13 protein-coding genes are annotated in these 18658 nt (G+C 50.6%); 6 read left to right on the top strand and 7 right to left on the bottom strand.

Features of this window, described 5'->3' with window-relative positions; genetic code table 11:
* The first annotated feature begins 86 nt into the window (after nucleotides 1-86).
* Genes recC through ansA form a run of 4 tightly spaced genes read left to right on the top strand, consistent with a single transcriptional unit; the run spans nucleotide 87 to nucleotide 10276 of the window.
* Nucleotides 87-3422, top strand: a complete 3336-nt coding sequence (gene recC, locus ACO6VG_RS17730) for an exodeoxyribonuclease V subunit gamma (RefSeq protein WP_422474974.1) — start codon at nucleotides 87-89, stop codon at nucleotides 3420-3422.
* Nucleotides 3419-7177, top strand: coding sequence for an exodeoxyribonuclease V subunit beta (gene recB / locus ACO6VG_RS17725; RefSeq protein WP_422474972.1), 3759 nt, complete (start codon nucleotides 3419-3421; stop codon nucleotides 7175-7177). Before recC ends, recB begins: the two co-directional genes overlap by 4 nt.
* Nucleotides 7174-9243: an exodeoxyribonuclease V subunit alpha gene (recD, locus tag ACO6VG_RS17720; protein ID WP_422474969.1), complete on the top strand. Its 2070-nt coding sequence runs from the start codon at nucleotides 7174-7176 to the stop codon at nucleotides 9241-9243. Before recB ends, recD begins: the two co-directional genes overlap by 4 nt.
* 19 nt (nucleotides 9244-9262) lie before the next feature.
* On the top strand, nucleotides 9263-10276 hold the full coding sequence (ansA, locus tag ACO6VG_RS17715) for an asparaginase (protein ID WP_422474967.1): 1014 nt from the start codon (nucleotides 9263-9265) through the stop codon (nucleotides 10274-10276).
* A 38-nt stretch (nucleotides 10277-10314) separates the two neighbouring features.
* Here the strand turns inward: ansA and ung are convergent, their stop codons facing one another.
* From ung to ACO6VG_RS17690, 5 genes are all read right to left on the bottom strand, one after another.
* Nucleotides 10315-10992, bottom strand: a complete 678-nt coding sequence (gene ung, locus ACO6VG_RS17710; protein WP_422133519.1) for a uracil-DNA glycosylase — start codon at nucleotides 10990-10992, stop codon at nucleotides 10315-10317.
* 332 nt (nucleotides 10993-11324) lie between these two features.
* Nucleotides 11325-12059, bottom strand: a complete 735-nt coding sequence (locus ACO6VG_RS17705; RefSeq protein WP_422133518.1) for a TetR/AcrR family transcriptional regulator — start codon at nucleotides 12057-12059, stop codon at nucleotides 11325-11327.
* A 208-nt stretch (nucleotides 12060-12267) separates the two neighbouring features.
* Nucleotides 12268-13761 carry a lysine--tRNA ligase gene (gene lysS, locus ACO6VG_RS17700; protein WP_422474964.1) on the bottom strand — a complete coding sequence of 498 codons (1494 nt, stop codon included), beginning with the start codon at nucleotides 13759-13761 and terminating at the stop codon, nucleotides 12268-12270.
* Nucleotides 13762-13861: 100 nt separating this feature from the next.
* Nucleotides 13862-14960, bottom strand: a protein-coding gene (gene prfB, locus ACO6VG_RS17695; protein ID WP_422409041.1) for a peptide chain release factor 2 whose coding sequence is annotated in 2 segments (ribosomal slippage) — nucleotides 13862-14884 and nucleotides 14886-14960 — 1098 coding nt in all. Because the reading frame shifts where the segments join, the coding sequence is not laid out codon by codon here.
* Between the two features lie 20 nt (nucleotides 14961-14980).
* Nucleotides 14981-15130, bottom strand: coding sequence for a hypothetical protein (locus tag ACO6VG_RS17690; protein WP_422133515.1), 150 nt, complete (start codon nucleotides 15128-15130; stop codon nucleotides 14981-14983).
* Between the two features lie 151 nt (nucleotides 15131-15281).
* Here ACO6VG_RS17690 and ACO6VG_RS17685 point away from each other — a divergent pair, with 151 nt between their 5' ends.
* Nucleotides 15282-15512 carry a hypothetical protein gene (locus ACO6VG_RS17685; RefSeq protein ID WP_422133514.1) on the top strand — a complete coding sequence of 77 codons (231 nt, stop codon included), beginning with the start codon at nucleotides 15282-15284 and terminating at the stop codon, nucleotides 15510-15512.
* Between the two features lie 101 nt (nucleotides 15513-15613).
* Here ACO6VG_RS17685 and dinG read toward each other — a convergent pair whose 3' ends face one another.
* The gene (gene dinG / locus ACO6VG_RS17680) at nucleotides 15614-17764 is read right to left on the bottom strand and encodes an ATP-dependent DNA helicase DinG (RefSeq protein ID WP_422474962.1); all 2151 of its coding nucleotides are present in this window, start codon (nucleotides 17762-17764) and stop codon (nucleotides 15614-15616) included.
* On the bottom strand, nucleotides 17757-18041 hold the full coding sequence (locus tag ACO6VG_RS17675; RefSeq protein WP_422133512.1) for a DUF1145 domain-containing protein: 285 nt from the start codon (nucleotides 18039-18041) through the stop codon (nucleotides 17757-17759). The genes dinG and ACO6VG_RS17675 overlap by 8 nt, the downstream gene beginning before the upstream one ends.
* Before the next feature lie 70 nt (nucleotides 18042-18111).
* Between ACO6VG_RS17675 and ACO6VG_RS17670 the strand changes: the two genes are divergently transcribed.
* On the top strand, nucleotides 18112-18642 hold the full coding sequence (locus ACO6VG_RS17670) for a YchJ family protein (protein ID WP_422137834.1): 531 nt from the start codon (nucleotides 18112-18114) through the stop codon (nucleotides 18640-18642).
* The last annotated feature ends 16 nt before the right edge of the window (nucleotides 18643-18658 follow it).

Genomic DNA, 18658 nt, shown 5'->3' with positions numbered 1-18658 from the left:
TCTTGGTACTCCTCCATTTGTGTTGACATAACCCACCAGAACATGAAGAGTTAGAACCTTCATAGATACAGGCTGATTTTCCTTTCGTGTTCACTATTTATCACTCTAACCAGCTTGACCTGCTTAAAGACCTGCTGATTGATCTGATACAGCGGGATCCTCTTCCCAACCCACTGGAAGACGAACAGATTCTTGTTCAGAGCCCCGGCATGGCCCAGTGGCTTCGGCAGGAGCTGGCTCAATCCATGGGCATCGCGGCATCTCTCAATTTTCCGTTGCCAGCCAGTTTTCTCTGGGACATGTTCGTCAAGGTGTTACCGGATGTCCCGGGACGTTCAGCCTTCAATAAGGAAGCCATGACCTGGAAGCTGATGTCATTGCTGCCAGACATGCTGGAAGAAGGGGCCTTCAAGCCTCTCAGGCACTATCTGGCCGATGATAGCGACAGCGTGCGGTGTTACCAGCTGGCAGGCAAGGTAGCGGATATTTTTGACCAATATCTGGTCTATCGACCGGAATGGATCGCTGACTGGGAACAGGGAAAGGATAAGACAGCAAGAGATCAGCTCTGGCAGCCTATGCTCTGGCGAGCACTGGTCTCAAGAACGTCGGAAGCGGGCCAGTCACACTGGCATCGGGCCAATATGCATCAAAGTTTTTTGAGCGCATTGGAGAACGACTCTCATAAACACTTTCTTCACAAACAAGACCTGCCCCGCAGGTTATTTGTTTTCGGAATTTCCGCACTCCCCCCGCATTTTGTAGAAACCCTGAAAGCACTGGGTCAACAAACCGACGTCCATCTCATGGTCTGCAACCCCTGCCAATACTATTGGGGTGACGAGAAAGACCCTAAATACCTGGCCAAACTGGCAACCCGGCTCTTCAGTAAACAGGTCAGTCAATCGACGGCACATAAAGCTGAGGGCGCTTCACAACAGACTGACCTGTTCGAATCCCTGGTTGATGAGCAAAGCAACCCCCTGTTAGCCTCCGTGGGCAAGCTGGGCAGAGATTACATGCATCAGCTGCATGACCTGGACGCAACCGAGATCATGGCCTTTGTTGATGGTCAGGAAGATTCACTGCTGCACCGGATTCAGAAAGATATCCTGGACCTGACCGACAGAACTCTTGAAGGTCCCGTCACTATAGCCCCTGATGATCAGTCTCTGGTTTTCCATAACTGCCACAGTGCGCTCAGGGAAGTGGAAGTTCTTCATGACCAGTTGTTAAGACTGTTTGAACGAAATCCTGATCTCACACCCAGAGATGTTGTTGTCATGCTGCCTGATGTAGATCAATACAGCCCCTGGATTCAGGCTGTTTTTGGTGGACTGCCGGATCATCACAACAATCCACGCTATATCCCCTTTGCTATTTCAGATCGAAGCGCCCGCCAGGAGTTTCCTCTGCTGAAAGGCTTACTGGAGCTGCTTGACCTGGACAATCAGCGCTGTGGTGCCCAGGAAATGCTGGAATTGCTGGAAATTCCAGCCATTCAGAGACGCTTCCAGATTGATGAAAAGGGCTTTGAACTCCTGCGCCGATGGATCGCTGAATCAGGCATTCGTTGGGGATTAAGCCCTGAACACCAGAGTGGCTTTGGCGTCCCGCCAAGAGAAAGTAACTCCTGGCTCTTTGGCCTCAAGCGGATGCTGCTGGGTTATGCGCTGCCAGAAGATGCCGGACTTTTCTCGGGCATACTGTCACTGGATTCTTCACAGGGAATGAATGCGGTTCTGAGCGGAAAGTTGGCAGCTTTTGTTGAAGAAGCCTCTGAACTGATTCTGCAACTTAACGAATCTCGCTCCATTGAAAGCTGGACACTTTTTATCAATCAGATACTGGAAAACTTCTTTCAACCCGATGAAGAAGACGAATACGCACTGAAACTGGTCCGAAGCTCACTGGAACACCTGACAGAGCAAGTTCGGGATGCAGGTTATAGCGACAGGTTATCCCGGCCTGTCTTACTGGATTACCTGACAGAACGACTCACCAGCGAACGGAGCAGCCAGAAATTCCTTTCAGGCCGAGTCAATTTCTGCACCCTGATGCCCATGCGATCCATTCCTTTTAAAGTGGTGTGTCTGCTGGGTATGAATGACGGTGCTTATCCAAGAAGCATTGCTCCAGCCGGTTTTGACCTGATGACAGAAAGCCCCCGACGGGGTGATCGCTCTCGCCGTGAAGACGACCGTTACCTGTTTCTGGAAGCCCTGCTATCGGCCCGCCAGACTCTCTACATCAGTTATACGGGTCGAAGCATTAAAGACAACAGTGAACGCATACCCTCAGTACTGGTAACGGAACTGCAGGAATATTGCAGTCAGTTTTTCACCGATAGTGAAGCTTTTCAGAACCTGATCACAGAACACCGGCTACAACCCTTCAGTCAGGAGAACTTCACCCCGGACAGCGGTCTGTTCAGTTACGCCAAAGAGTGGTTACCGAATGCCAACAATCCTACTGAATCATCCGCTCCTTTTCTGGCTTCACCACTAAGCACTCGAGAAACGCCGGAAGCACTTGAAGTCCCGGAATTATTGAGATTCTTTCGTAATCCCAGCCAATATTTCTGTAACCGAAGATTAAAAGTTTTCTTCGAGCAGGAAGACACCCTGCTGGTGGAAACCGAACCTTTTGCCCTGGATGCACTGGACACCTATTGGCTCAAAACGTCCATGCTGGACACTCTTCTTGCAGATAACAGGCTGGACAGCCTCCGGGAAAAATTAAACGCCACTGGCACACTACCCCATGGTGCCTTTGGTGAGCTGCTTCTGGAAGACCAGCAGAATGCCGTCTCACCACTCGTGGAAAAGCTGAAAGATGCCACCCTTGCCCCCCTGGATGATGTTGAGGTTAATCTGTCAGTAGCCGGTATCAAGGTCACTGGCTGGCTGAAACAGCATTACTCATTTGCAGGTCAGAATTCCGGATTGCTGCGCTACCGGGCTGCAGGCCTTAAGGCAAAAGACAAACTCTTCGCCTGGATTGAACATCTCTTGTATTGCGCTTCCCTGGAAAGTGAATCACATAGCGGTGGCCATACCCGGTTGATGGGACTGGACGATGAGATCCTGTTTACCCCCATTGCCCGACAACAGGCCAGAGCCTACCTTGGCGATCTGGTGTCTCTCTACCTGCAGGGGCAAACCCGACCTGTTCCTTTCTTCCCAACCACCTCACAGGCGTGGCTGGAAAAAGAAGACGACGACGAAGAAAAAGCACGCAAAGCGGCTGAAACGGCCTTTTATGGGGGTTTTAAGATTCATGGCGAAGTTGAGAATGTTTACATTCACAGGACGTTTCCTGAACTGGAACCCATCTTTGACGAATTTACCAACCTGAGTCGTCTTATTCTTGAGCCCATGGCCCGGACGATAGAAGTGGTTTCAAAAGGAAGCCGCAAATGACTGATACCACTCAACAGCCTGCAGCGGAAAACCAGCCCATGGCAGAAATAGCCAATCCACCACTACAGCTGGATGCCCGAACCTTCCCCCTGCATGGAAACCGCTTGATCGAAGCCAGTGCAGGAACAGGCAAAACCTATACAATTGCCAACCTTTTTCTCAGGCTGGTCCTTGGCCACGGACCTGAGCATAACCATAAAATATCAGCCCACTGTCAGCCTTTAACAGTGGACCAGATCCTCGTAGTCACCTTCACCGAGGCAGCCACTGAAGAGCTGAGAGATCGAATCCGTGCCCGACTTCATCAGGCCAGAGAAGCGTTTGAAAAAGGTCTTAAGGATGATGACTTCATAGCAACACTGATGAACGACCTTGATCGTCACTCAGAAAGAGCACGACTATTGCTGGCCGCAGAGCGTCAGATGGATGAGGCAGCGGTATTCACCATACACGGCTTCTGTCAGAGAATGCTGAAACAACATGCCTTTGAAAGTGGTACGCTGTTTACTAATGAGTTAATTACCGACGAATCCCACCTGCTGGAGCAGTCAGCCGCAGACTTCTGGCGCACCGAACTTTACCCACTTGACAAGCCTCTGGCACGACTGGCGCGATCTGTCTGGAAAACCCCCGGCGGTCTGCTTAACGATCTGCGAGGGCTATTGGGTAAACCGGGGCTGCAAATCAAAACCGGTGCAATGCCTGATAACCTTGAACGTTTCAAGCAAAAGTTTGTTGAACCCGCTGTGGCCATCAGAAATTTATGGCGCGACGATCGCAATGCCATAGAAGATCAGCTGCTGTCTTGTGGTCTCAATAAACGAAGCAAACCTTTTACGCGAATAGCCAAAATGGCGGCTTTTGCCAACAGTGATGCCCTCTTCCCGGTTCTTGGCAAAAACGAGAGCTGGGAAATCTACGGCAGGGAGATTCTGGAAAAGGCCCTGTCCAAAAAAGGCCAACTGCCCGGGCACAAGGTCTTTGCTCTTATCGAAAAATTACTGGATCAGTCCACCAGCATTCAGAACGCCTTCAAAAGCATGATGCTGGCCAGAGCCCTGTCCAGCATTCAGCAGAGAAGCCACAGAATCAAAAACCAGAAGCATCAGATGTCTTTTAACGACCTTCTGACCCGACTCCATCAGGCACTGCATCAGGGTCACGGCGAACAGCTGGCAAACAGGCTGCGAATCCAGTTTCCGGTGGCCATGATCGATGAGTTTCAGGATACCGACCCACTGCAGTATGCTATTTTCAGCCGAATCTATCCCGGTCACTCAAGCCCCAACCGTGATGCCGGACTGTTTATGATCGGCGACCCGAAACAGGCTATCTACGCTTTCAGGGGCGCCGATATTTTCACTTACATGCAGGCCAGAAAGCAGGTTTCGGCACACTACTCACTGGATACCAACTGGCGCTCCAGCAGCAGCATGGTGCAGAGTGTGAACCGGATTTTTGAGCAGTGTCTGCAAACATCCACTGACAGAAGTCGCCCACCTTTTATCTACCAGGATATTCCCTTTTTATCCGTCAAACCCTCACCGAAAGCAGACCGTCAACGTCTGTTGGAAGCAAACTCTGAGGTTCCGGCTCTGACAATCTGGTGGCAGGATAATGAAGGTACTACGGTGGGCAAAACGGATTATGAGCAGATCATGACCCGGGCGACAGCCAGTGAAGTCAACCGATTGCTGAGCCAGGCTCAGGCTGCCATTCATTCAGACCAACAGCAAAAGTCTTTAAAAGCCGGAGATATTGCCATTCTGGTAAGAACTGGCCGACAAGGCCTGATGATCAGGGAAGCCCTGGCAAAACAGGGGATCCCCAGTGTTTATCTGAGCAGCAGTGACTCGGTGTTTACCTCAAATGAAGCGGTTGATGTGCTGAGAATTCTCACCGCCTGCCTCAATCCGGGCCACGACAGAACCTTGAGATCCGCCCTGGCAACGCCATTGTTGGATCTGACGGCTGAGGCCCTGGATGCACTGAATGAAAATGAGCTTGCCTGGGAAGAAGCCGTTGAAGAGTTTTCCAACTACCACCAAATCTGGATGAAGCAGGGTGTTCTGCCCATGCTCAGAGTCATGGTGCAAAAACGCAAACTGGCAGAAAAGCTGTTAGCAAAAGACCATGGCGAGCGACGCCTGACAGACCTGCTGCATGTGGGTGAGCTGCTGGCAGCAACCAGCCTTGAGCTGGAGAGCCCCCACGCTCTGCAGAGATGGCTGTCTGAACACATCAGCAAGCCGGACACCCATGCCGATGAGCAGCAGCTGCATCTTGAAAGCGAACGCAACCGGGTCCAGATTGTCACCATCCATAAATCCAAGGGGCTGGAATACCCTGTCGTGTTTTTGCCCCATATCTGCAGTTTCAGGGAAGCGGAAGAGCCGGTTTATCATGACAGCCAGCATACCACCTTAGACCTGTCTGGTGATGATCAGGCCCTGATTAAAGCCGATGAAGAAAGACTGGCTGAAGACATTCGATTGTTGTATGTAGCACTCACCCGTTCAGTTCATCGTTGCTACATGGGCATGGCTCCCGTCAAAAGTGGTTCGGGACGAAAAGGTGATCTGACCGATCTGCACAGAACTGCCATTGGCTGGTTGTTGAACGGCCCTGAAGAGCTTGATTATGCGACGCTGGAGCAACAACTGAAACATCTGGCCGAAAGCCACCCTGGCATTGCTTTCCAGCCCGTTGAAGACCTTCAGCTACCTCATTACCAGAGCGAATCTGAAGAGACTCCTCATCTTGTCGCAGAAGAGTTCAGGGGTGACATCCAGAAGGACTGGTGGGTCACCAGCTACTCCGCATTGTCCAGAACCTCGCAGTCTCATAAAAAAGAGCAGAGTCACCACAAAGCTCAGGAGCCTGATGCCTCTCTGGAAACAGCCGGTCTGGATATCGAAGTAATCAATGAGGCAGAAGCAGCTTTTAGCAATGAGCAAGAGCCCGAAGCGGAAACATTGGATATTTTCACATTTCCAAAAGGCGCTCGACCCGGTACCTTTCTGCACGCCCTGTTCGAAAACCTCGAAGATCTGACAGCAGATACACTGAATGACCTGCCCCGGGATTTATCTGGCTATGTGCTCGAACAATTGCAAATGGAAGGCTTTGATGAGAAGTGGTGCCCTACCCTCGAAAATATGCTTGATCATTGCCTGAAAGCACCATTGAACGACAACGGACTCACTTTGGGTGATCTGCCCAAGCGTTGCAAAAAAGTCGAGATGGAGTTTTATCTGCCGGTGAGCAGGCTCAGAGCCAGGGAACTAAACGCCATCCTGCAGTCAGAAGACAGACTGTCAGCCGAGGCGGGATTACTGGACTTTGTAACCGTGAAAGGCATGTTAAAAGGCTTTATCGATCTGACCTTTGAACAAGATGGCCGCTGGTATGTTCTCGATTACAAGTCAAACTGGCTGGGTGACCAGCTCGTCGATTACACCCGGGAGAACATGCAGAAAGTCATGATTGAGCACCGATACGATCTTCAATACCAGCTCTATTCACTGGCATTGCACAGGCTACTGAGTAGCAGGCTGCCAGATTATGACTTTGAGCAACATTTCGGGGGGGGTTATTACCTGTTTCTCAGGGGTATACGAAAAGATGAGCCAGGCCAGCCGGGCATTTTCCACTGTCGCCCCAGTAAAATCCTGATTGAAAAACTGGATCGTCTTTTTTATGGAGACTCTGCCCTAAGTGAAGAAGGCTCCACCAAAACCGGAGTCTCTTCATGATCAATGCCATTAAGCATCTTTACCAACAAGGCAAGATTCGCCCCCTGGATTACCAGTTTGCCCGTTTTATTCATGAACTGGACGACACGCCCTGTGTTGTAATGGTGGCAGCCCTCATCAGTCATGAGCTGGGTCGAGGCAACCTCTGTCTGGAGTTCAGTCATTTATTCCATAAGCCATTGTTCGAATTGAGTCTGGCAAACAGCAATGCACTCAGGGCTTTAGCAGACATTGACAATCAATCCGAAGACAAGCTGATCAGTCTTCTACTCTCAAGTCCGGTTATCAGCAAGGGTGAAACCAATTCGCCTCTGATTCTGGACGCTAAGCGACTCTATCTCTATCGATACTGGCAACATGAGTGTCTGGTTGCCCGACACCTGCTCAAAGAGGGAAAACAGTCAGAAGACTTTCAGGAAACCCGAGCCATTCTGGATCGGCTGTTTCAGCGAAACTATTCCGCTCTTCTTGAGAATCGTCCCGATACCAGCGATTCGAAAGCCCTCCAGGAATACCTCATAAAATGGCTCGATGTAGAATTTCCTGAGGCCATTGACTGGCAAGAATGTATCCAGACGCTGCTGTCTGCCAGAGAGACTGGAGACCTTAAGGTTTTCGATCAAACAATCCCGCAACACTATTGCCTGAACTGGCAGAAAGTTGCAGCGGCCATGGCAGCGACTCAACCCCTGGTCATCATCAGCGGTGGACCCGGTACAGGTAAAACAACAACGGTCACAAGACTGCTGGCCATGCTGGTTGAGAAAGGACTGAAGAGTGACAAAATACCGGACATCCGACTGGTGGCACCCACTGGTAAAGCCTCTGCCCGGCTCACTGAATCGATGGGGGGCGCCCTGCCCGCTCTTCACTGCAATGAAGAGGTGCGTAAGTTGATCCCAACTCAGGCAGGAACGATTCATCGGCTCTTGGGTGTTATCCCTAACCGCCCGGAATTTCGCCACAACGCCAACAACCCACTGCATCTGGATGTTCTGGTGGTGGATGAAGCCTCTATGGTTGATCTGACACTCATGCGTCAGCTGCTGGACGCACTGCCTGACCATGCCCGAGTTATTCTGCTGGGTGACAGAGATCAGCTGGCTTCTGTGGATGCTGGCAGTGTGCTGGGTGATATTTGTTCCGCTGCCGAAGGTGGTTACTCAAAGGCCCAGGCTAATACACTGGAACAATTAACCGGCTTTGATCTGAAATCATGGACAAGACGACAAATGTCCACAGTAAAAGAGAACGCTATGACAGCCTGTTTTTCAGAAAAAAGTCGGGCTATCAATGACCGCTTCTGTCAGCTTCAGAAAAGTTACCGATTTGATGACCGATCGGGCATAGGCACGCTGGCCAAAGCCGTCAACAAAGGCGACACCAGACTTATAAAGGAGATATTTCAGCAAACATTTGCTGATATTGCCCTGCACCCTGTAGACGATAGCAGCTACTCCCAACTGATGTCACTCTGTGCACAGGGCTATACCCCCTATCTTCAGGCCATTAATGATCAGCAAGATGAAAAAACAGTTCTCGCTGCCTTTAACCATTTACGCTTGCTCTGTGCATTGCGGGAAGGACGCTGGGGTGTTGAAGGACTCAATGATGGCATTCGCTCAGCTCTGGCAAGGAGCAACCTGATTCCATCAGAAGGCTTATGGTATCCGGGCCGCCCGGTTCTGATTACCCGAAATGCCCATGACCTCGGCCTGTACAACGGTGATATTGGCATTGCTCTTCCTGATTGCAATGGCCGCCTGAAAGTGGTCTTTGAATTACCCGACGGTAGCCTCAAACATCTATTGCCCAGTCGCTTGCCAGAGCACCAGACGGTCTTTGCCATGACCATACACAAAAGCCAGGGGTCAGAATTCCCCCACACCGTCATGGCACTTCCAGAACAGATGACACCGGTTCTTACCCGGGAACTGGTTTATACCGGCATCACCCGGGCCAAGGCCAGACTGGATCTGTTTGCACTGCCGCAGATTCTGGTCAAAGCCATTCAGCAGAAGACCCTGCGTTCATCAGGATTGAAAGACCGACTCATTAACCATTAAAGCCCCTGAAATTGCTGTTATGACCAAGAAAATCTACGTTATTTACACCGGCGGCACCATCGGCATGAAACCCACTGATTCGGGTTATGCCCCCTCTGGTAATATGCAGGCGCTTCTGGATGAAAAACTGCCTCCCCATGTCCGTCAGGGTCTGCCCGACTTTGACCTGGTGGAGTATGGGGAGTTGATCGACTCCAGTAATATCCGCCCAAAAAACTGGAAGCAGATAGCAACGGACATTGCTGATCACTATGAAAACTACGATGGTTTTGTGGTTCTGCACGGTACCGACACCATGGCATTTTCCAGCTCCATGCTGTCTTTTATGCTTCGCAATCTGGATAAACCGGTTGTCTTTACCGGCTCCCAGATCCCTCTGTGTGAACCTCGTAGTGACGGACTGGAAAACTTTGTCGGCGCCCTGAGTATCGCCGCTGATGAGCGCATCAATGAAGTATGCCTGTACTTTAACGGTCGTTTAATGCGCGGCAACCGGGCTCGCAAACAAAACGCCTATCTTTTTGATGCTTTTGACTCTCCCAACTTCCCCTGGTTGGGACGTGCCGATATCAATATCGAGATCAATGATCTACTGTTGTTGAAGCCTGAAAAAAAACCAGAATTTCATCTTGAATGCTCTGAAGATACCCAGGTCGGCATTGTGCAACTCTTCCCCGGTATCACAGCCCAGTGGCTGGAAGCGGCCCTGAACCAGCCTCAAAAAGCCTTTATCATAAGGACTTATGGCACAGGGAATGGCCCTGATGACGACCCGGCCCTGCTGAACGCACTGAAAAAGGCGACAGATGCCGGAAAAATCATCGTCAATCTGACCCAATGCCACAGGGGCGCTGTCCATCAAGGCAGTTATGCCGCAGGCTCTGCACTGGCCAAAGCGGGGGTAACTGGTGGTCTGGACACCACGACTGAAGCCATGTTCTGTAAGCTTCATCACTTACTGTCAAAAGGCCTCTCAACACAAGAGATCAGAGAACTGGTCGGAAAGAGTATTTCTGGTGAGCTGACGATCTGAAAAAAGATGAGGACTTTCGAGTCCTCATTCAGTCGCTATCATGGCAGCTGCCAGTCGATGGGCTGAACGCCTCTGGAAGTCAGATAATCATTAGCCTGCGAGAAAGGTCGGCTGCCAAAGAAGCCCCGATGTGCTGACAGTGGCGAAGGGTGCACAGTCTGCAATACCCGATGTTTGCTGCGGTCAATGAATTGCCCTTTACGCTGGGCATAACTACCCCAGAGGATAAACACCAGCCCTTCTCTCTTATTGTTCAGCTCTGCAATCACTCTGTCGGTAAACTGCTCCCAGCCTCGCTTTTGATGGGAAGCAGCCTGCTTGTGTTCAACAGTCAAGACGCTGTTGAGCAGCAAAACCCCTTGCTCAGCCCAGTGTTCCAGGCAACCGTGACTGGCTGGGGGAATCCCGAGATCATTTTGCAGCTCTTTGTACATATTGATCAGTGAAGGAGGAATACGAACATCTGGACGCACCGAGAAACTAAGTCCATGAGCCTGACCCGGGCCATGATAGGGGTCCTGTCCAAGAATCACCACCTTGACCTGTTCAAAAGGTGTCAGCTCCATAGCCCGAAAATATTCACTGCCCTTAGGATAAATCGTTTTACCAGCGGCCTTTTCATTCAACAGAAAGCTACGCAAAACCTGCATATACTCCTTGTTGAACTCACTCTGCAAATGAGACTTCCAGGAGGGCTCCAGTCTGATTTCCTGCATAGGACTTCCCCGGTTCTGTAAATATTAACAATAAGAGTTGAATGATAATCGAGTCAGCAAGTAACTGACCAGTTGGTTTTGCATATAGTGGCGAGTGGATTTCTTCATCCCTCGTGGCACAGCCACGGCCCCATAGCCAGGGCAGGTTAACAGAATTGAAACGCAGAAGGATCGATTAAGACGTCGCCCAGAGAGGCAGAACCAACAAGGCAGGCACTTATACATACGATTGATGTTAAACTGACTTGATAAAATAGTTTCGTACACCCGTTAGCAGAGAGGTGTACGGTATTTTTAACTTTACAGAATGCCTGTTGACAGTCCGTGATTAATCAATGTTTGAACATCAACATTATCTGGCGATGTAGTCTTTCTTTAATCGGTGTCATATCCAGTCCACCTTTCTGCAACAGCCCCTCATACTCAACCTGCGCAATGAACGAGGCAAGCAGTTGTGCATCGGTTTCTGGCTGTGAAGAGCCTGTGCGCCTGAAGAGTGAAGTCAGGCTGTTCAACAGATAGGTCTGATGTTTAAAAGCGATGGGACGCAGATTTTCATTTCTCAGGCACTCCAGCTGGAAAGCCCGCTCTGCGATCAGGTAATCACGATGCTCAGTCAGCTGGTTGCCAACATAATCAACGGCCAGATCCAGCATCTGATCAACAAACTGATCCCTGGAATCACTGGAGTCATCCAGCAGTGAAAGCGCTTTTTGCAGCTGATCATCAGACTCTTCCCAGAATGCCTTGAAAGTTTCAGCCCCCATTTCCACAAACAGGGTAAAGGTGTCTGTTATGAGGTCGGAAATATCTTTGAAGTAATAAGTAGTCGCAGAGAGAGGTACTTGAGCTTCTTTAGCGACTGCGCGGTGTCTTACACCACGAACGCCATCTCTTACTACGATTCTCAGTGCTGCCTCCAGTATGGTTCGACGGCGCTGTTCACTATTGGCCCGACTGGTTTTACGCCCTTGGTATTTCAGAGTTCCATTTCCGAGAGCTGCTCCTTCATTCCGGGCCATCTGCGTTAGGACGCAGTTTCTTTCGTCACTGTACGTTGCTTCCATGATTAAATGCCTTGCAGTTGCCTGTTAGTCTTAAGACGTTTGAAACCCTCGCTTGAAAGAGAGGTTTCAGCTACGCCAATCTTCTTGTACTTCAGCCTGAAAATGACGGTTAAAGTGTCATTGTCCAGGCTTGGTCAATGGCCGCTGAAGACTGGGCTGCAGGCTAGGAGGCAGACAGATCAACTGTCTGCCATGATTCCAGCCGGGATTACTGCTGGGGTCGCATGTGCGGGAACAACAGTACATCACGGATAGAAGGTGCATCAGTAAACAGCATGACCAGACGGTCTATGCCGATACCTTCGCCCGCCGTTGGCGGCAAACCGTACTCCAGAGCGTTGATGTAGTCTGCATCGAAATGCATGGCTTCATCATCACCAGCGTCTTTTTCTGTGACTTGCTGATGAAAACGCTCAGCCTGATCTTCAGAGTCGTTCAACTCGGAGAAACCATTGGCCACTTCACGACCGCCCACGAAAAACTCAAAGCGGTCAGAAATGAATGGATTGTCATCATTACGACGAGCCAGAGGCGAAACCTCTGTCGGGTATTCGGTAATGAATGTCGGATCCATCAGCCGGTGTTCAACCGTTTCCTCAAATATTTCGATCTGAACCTTGCCCAGGCCCCAGGTACCCTTGACCTCGATACCCAGCTTTTCCGCAACCCGGGTTGCTGAATCAATCGTATCGATGTCAGCAGCCTCAAGATCCGGATTGAAGTGCAGTATAGAATCGAAAACGGACATACGCACAAATGGCTTGCCGAAATCGATCTCCTTACCCTGGTAAGTCACTGAGGTTCCACCGGTCACGTCTTTTGCCAGACGCTTAAAGAGGGCTTCCGTGTGATCCATCATATCAATGTAGTCTGCGTAAGCCTGATAGAACTCAATCATCGTAAATTCAGGGTTATGACGTGTAGACAATCCTTCGTTACGAAAGTTCCGATTAATTTCAAACACCCGTTCAAATCCGCCCACCACCAGACGCTTCAAATAGAGCTCTGGAGCAATACGCAAGTACATATCAATATCCAGCGCATTATGATGAGTCACGAACGGACGAGCGCTTGCACCACCCGGTATCACCTGTAGCATCGGGGTTTCCACTTCCATGTAATCCTGCTCATGGAAATAGTCACGAATCACCTGAACAATACGGGAACGAACACGAAATGCTTCCCGGGACTCTTCGCGGGTAATCAGGTCCACATAACGCTGACGATAACGCATTTCGGTGTCGGTCAGCCCCTTGTGCTTCTCGGGCAATGGCCGCAGGGATTTGGTCAGCAACTCAACCTGCTCCATGTCGACATAAAGATCCCCCTTGCCGGAACGCTGCAGGGTGCCTTCAGCACCGATGATGTCACCCAGGTCCCAGGTCTTGGCTTCCTTCAGCACTTCTTTAGCCAGCACCTTGCGATTCACGTACACCTGGATACGACCAGACATATCCTGAATTTCCATGAATGCACCACGGTTCAGCATGATACGGCCAGCTATCTTGACCTTCTTTCCAGCTTCCAGCAGCGCTTCCTTGCTGGCATCTGCAAACTCTTTTTGAAGATCAGCAGCCAGTGCATCACGACGGAATTTGTTTGGAAAAGCGACCCGTTCCGCACGAATGGCAGTGAGTTTTTCTCGGCGAAGAGCTACCAGCCGGTTCTCTTCCTGGGTATCTAAGATCTGTTCTTCAGACATATTTTCTCCGGTTCAACCCCAGGGGGGCCGGGAGTTAACAGTTGCCTGCTACTCCTTTGCGTAAACTTTTGCGTAAACTGTTTTCTGCCAACGGCTGACTTTAAAGGCCTTTCTTGAGACTTGCCTCGATAAACTTATCGAGATCTCCGTCAAGAACGGCCTGGGTATTTCGGGTTTCCACGCTGGTTCTCAAATCCTTGATTCGGGAATCATCCAGAACGTAGGAACGAATCTGACTGCCCCAACCAATATCGGACTTGGAATCTTCCAGAGCCTGAGCGTCAGCACTGCGCTTCTGCATCTCCAGCTCATACAGCTTGGCTTTCAACTGCTGCATAGCCTTGTCCTTGTTCTGATGCTGGGAACGCTGATTCTGACATTGCACCACAATACCGGAAGGCTCGTGAGTAATACGAACCGCAGAATCGGTGGTGTTTACGTGCTGACCACCGGCGCCACTGGAGCGGTAGGTATCAATTCGAAGGTCGGCCGGATTAATCTCAATCTCAACATTATCGTCTATCTCCGGAGAGACAAAAACCGATGAGAAGGAGGTATGACGACGGTTACCAGAATCAAATGGAGACTTTCGTACCAGACGATGCACACCTGTTTCTGTTCTCAACCAGCCAAAAGCATATTCACCGGTAAACTGAACCGTGGCCGACTTGATACCCGCTACTTCGCCCGCAGACACTTCAATGATTTCTGTTTTGAAGCCTTTCTGCTCACCCCATCGCAGGTACATCCGCAACAGCATATTGGCCCAGTCCTGGGCCTCGGTACCACCGGAACCCGACTGAATGTCCAGATAGGCATTGTTGGGGTCCATTGCCCCGGAAAACATACGCCGGAATTCCAACTCTGCGAGTTTTTCGCCCAGCTGGTCCAGCTCTTCCACAACGCCTTCGACGCCGTCTTCGTCCTGCTCTTCCACCGACATTTCCAGCAGTTCAATGGAATCTTCCAGGCCTGATGTCAGCTGATCAATGGTAGCAACGATGCCTTCCAGCATGGAACGCTCTTTGCCCAGGGCCTGGGCACGCTCTGGCTGATTCCAGACATCCGGATCTTCAAGCTCCCGCTCTACTTCCTGCAGACGCTCACTCTTGTGAGCGTAGTCAAAGATACCCCCTAAGCACGTCAGTACGCGCTGTCAGATCCTTAATACGCTCCTTGATAGGGTTTACTTCAAGCATGGTTTATCGCTCAATATCGTTCAGTGTTCGATGAAAAATCGGGAAATATCACTTCGGCTGTCGGTATTGACCATGAGTAAGGCAAATGCCTGAACAGGAACAGAACCGGATGGCTTGCCCCGGGCAGTGACAGGAAAGAATGATTTCCACAATAAAAAACAGCCGACCATTCTACCTGATCAGCCCAAGTGTTGGAATGAGAGAAAAACAAAAGCCAACCCCCGAATGTCTGGTCAGGAGACTATTCAGGGAACATTTTCAGCATCTGGCAGTCAAATGTAATGAGAACAGAAAAAAAGCAACCAACAAGAGGTATACATCATGATCAAACAGAAATTGACGGCCCTGGCCCTGATACTGCCCCTGACCGCTGTAGCCCTGTCCGGCTTTGCTGATGAAGAAGAGCCAAAGCAGGATGAGAGCAATAAAAGCGAGAAGGTTCTGATCCTTCAAAGCCTGATGGCTAAAAATGAAGAGACAAACACCGAAGAAGAGTCTGCGGAGGATGAAAAACCATCGACAGAACAAAACAACCGTTTTGAGCTGCTGTAAAAAGATGGCGAAGCCGGAACAAAGTCAAAAGCTGGCATCCGGCAACTGCTTCTGCCGTCGATGAACCCCATCGACAGCAGAATCAACGCTCTCTGCAAGATTCAGAAAACTGCATGCTCTATGGCTCTTCTGAAAGGCGGCAGAGAGTCCAGAATCATACGACCATACCTGGCTGTGACCACTCTTCGATCCAGCAGGGTGATCTGGCCGGTATCCTGCTCTGTTCTTAACAAACGACCGCAGGCCTGTACCAGCTTGATGGCTGCATCAGGAACCGTTATTTCCATAAACGGATTCCGACCCTGAGCCTCAAGCCATTCTGACAGCGCCGATTCCACAGGATCATCGGGAACCGCAAAAGGAATTTTGGCGATAATAACATGCTCACAATATTCACCAGGCAGGTCGATCCCTTCCGCCAGACTGGCCAGACCGAAGAGAATACTGTCTTTGCCTTCATCAATATGCTTGCGATGCAGTTTCAGAAGTTCCGCCCGGGAATAATCATCCTGCAAAAGGATCTTCTTGCGCCAGGCATCATCGAGACCATAATGCACATCTTTCATCTGCTTGCGTGATGAAAAAAGTACCAATGTACCTTTTTGTCTGGTCATCAGATCGGGCAGCTTCTCAACGATTTCTTCCGTGTGCTCTTCACTCTGACGAGGATCAGACAACATACCCGGTACCACCAGCTGTGCAGCGAGACTGTGCTGAAAAGGGCTGGGAACCACAACGCAACGGGATTCAGACGGAACCCCTGAGCGCATACGGAAACGATTGAAGTTGCCCAATGCGGTGAGTGTGGCCGACGTAACAATCGATGCATAACCCGGATTCCAGAGCGTCTGCCAGAGTGTTGCCGAAGAAAGTATTGGGCTGCTGAAAACCTCCAGTTCCTCACCAAAGGGCCCTTCACTCCACTTCAGCCAGCGGGCACAGGGTGGCTCACCCTCAGGGTCTTTCATGGTGTAGGTCAACCAGAGCTTAAACTGGTTTTCCAGACGCATTTGCATTGCACCCATTTCCGGATACAGTTGCTCGGCCTGCCAACGGTCAATACCCGGGACATCACCGTCCATGGCATCGTCCAGTTCCCTGGTAATTTTTTCTACCATACCACTGCAGCGACTGAAAACGGCTTTGAGTACTTCAGCCTGCTGACGGAGTGCTTCAGGTATTTTCCCTTGCTCAAAGCGATAGACAGCAACCGTCGTATCACCCTGAATTCGAGGTTCAAAGGTTGCAACACCCTGTAACAGAGTATGGGTGTGACCCAGGGCATTCACCAGTTCATCAAACTCAGGCATGAGTTTTTCGAGTCTTTCACCCAACTCACCGGGCAAGGCGTTTTGGGACAGGGTTTTCTGTAGAGACTTACTGGCTTTCTCCAGCCAGCTGGCCGTTCCTTTTATTCTCGAATGACAGGCGAAATGATCGATCGCCTTGTCAGGCAGATGATGGCCCTCATCGAAGACGTAAACGGTATCTTTCGGATCAGGCAGAATAGCGCCACCGCCCAGGGCCAGATCAGCCAGCACCAGATCATGATTGGTTACCACCACATCGGCCTGTTCAAGATCTGCCCGGGCTTTATAGAAAGGACACTGATTGAAATAGCCACAGCGGCGGCCACTGCACTGGGAATGATCCGTGGTAATCATTCGCCATTGTTGATCTTCCAATGCATCGGGCCAGCTGTCGCGATCACCCTCCCAACTGGAAGCGGCAAAGTCTTCCAACATAGTTTGATAGAGCTTCAGGGAAGTCTCGTCCTGCGCCAGTGTGAAACCTTCTGCGGCAAACATATCCATTAATGAGGCCGTTGACTGCTCTTCCTGCAACAACCGATCAAGCTTGCTAAGACAAGCATACCGCCCACGACCCTTGGCCAGGGTAAAAGAGAACTTAAGTCCGGTTTTCAGGATAATATCGGGCAGGTCCTTGCCGATAATCTGCTCCTGCAGCGTCACAGTGGCTGTTGAGATTACCAGTCTTTTATCAGCAGCCTGCGCCATCACCACAGCAGGCAGAACATAGCCCACCGTTTTACCGGTACCGGTACCAGCCTCGACGACAATCACGGAAGGATCCGAGGTTCTGCGCCCTTCACTGTCGGTCTTGACCTCACCCAGGGAACGGGCGACTTCTGCAATCATCTGTTTCTGACCGGGCCGGGCCTTCAGCTTTTTGCTGGCCAGAAACGTGCTGTAAGCCTTCTGGATCTTTTTTTTCTGTGAATCTTCAAGCACTGTGCTGATCACCCACCGGCTGGGTTGGAATTTTTTTCATCAGACTCATCAGGTGAAAGCCGCCAAAGATCAGAATCATGTAGCGATCTTTCATGGACAGCGGCGCGCCCATAGCGGCAAAACGGCGACTGAAGAAGAAATGCTCTGCCGTGTGCAACAGCAGCAACAGGGGCGCAGCCCAATTCAATACGGACCCCATGGGTTCTGCCACGGGCACAAAGAGATTCCACAGTGCTGAAAGCCAGAATAAAACCACCACCGCTTTGCCAAAGCCCATGTATCTGATCCTGTAATTTAAGTAAAATGATATTCTATCGAAAACCCATCACTCCTGCTCGAAGAATTCTATGACTGAAAACAGCCCTGAGCTTAAAAACAGCCTTGAGCACAAACATCCTTATTCAGACGCCTCTATCAACCATTGCCCTTGTGGTTCAGGCCAAACCTATAAAGCATGCTGTGGCCCTTACCACTCGGGGCAAGCGGCTCCAACCGCAGAAGCCCTGATGCGTTCCCGCTTTTCAGCCTATTATCTTAAAAACACGGATTATCTGCTGGCCACCACCTGGCAGCGCCAGATCAATGGCTTGGATAAAGCCGACATTCACCGAGAGACAGACGCCACCCGGTGGACCCGACTGGACGTGGTCAGCACTGAAGCTGGCGGCAGTGCTGACAGCCGGGGAAAAGTGGAATTCAAAGCCTGGTTCCTGAACCCCGCCACCGGCAGGGAAGAAGCGCACCATGAGCACTCAGACTTCATCAGGGAACAGGGTCACTGGTATTTTATTTATCCGGATATACCTGCCAGACTGCCTGGAAGAAACGACCCTTGTCTCTGCGGCAGTGGCAAAAAATACAAAAAGTGCTGCGGTTGATTCTCTCTCAGCTTTA

The organism is Endozoicomonas sp. ALB032 (assembly GCF_049310125.1).
GTDB lineage: Bacteria > Pseudomonadota > Gammaproteobacteria > Pseudomonadales > Endozoicomonadaceae > Endozoicomonas_A.
This window is presented reverse-complemented; position numbering and strand designations above follow the sequence as displayed.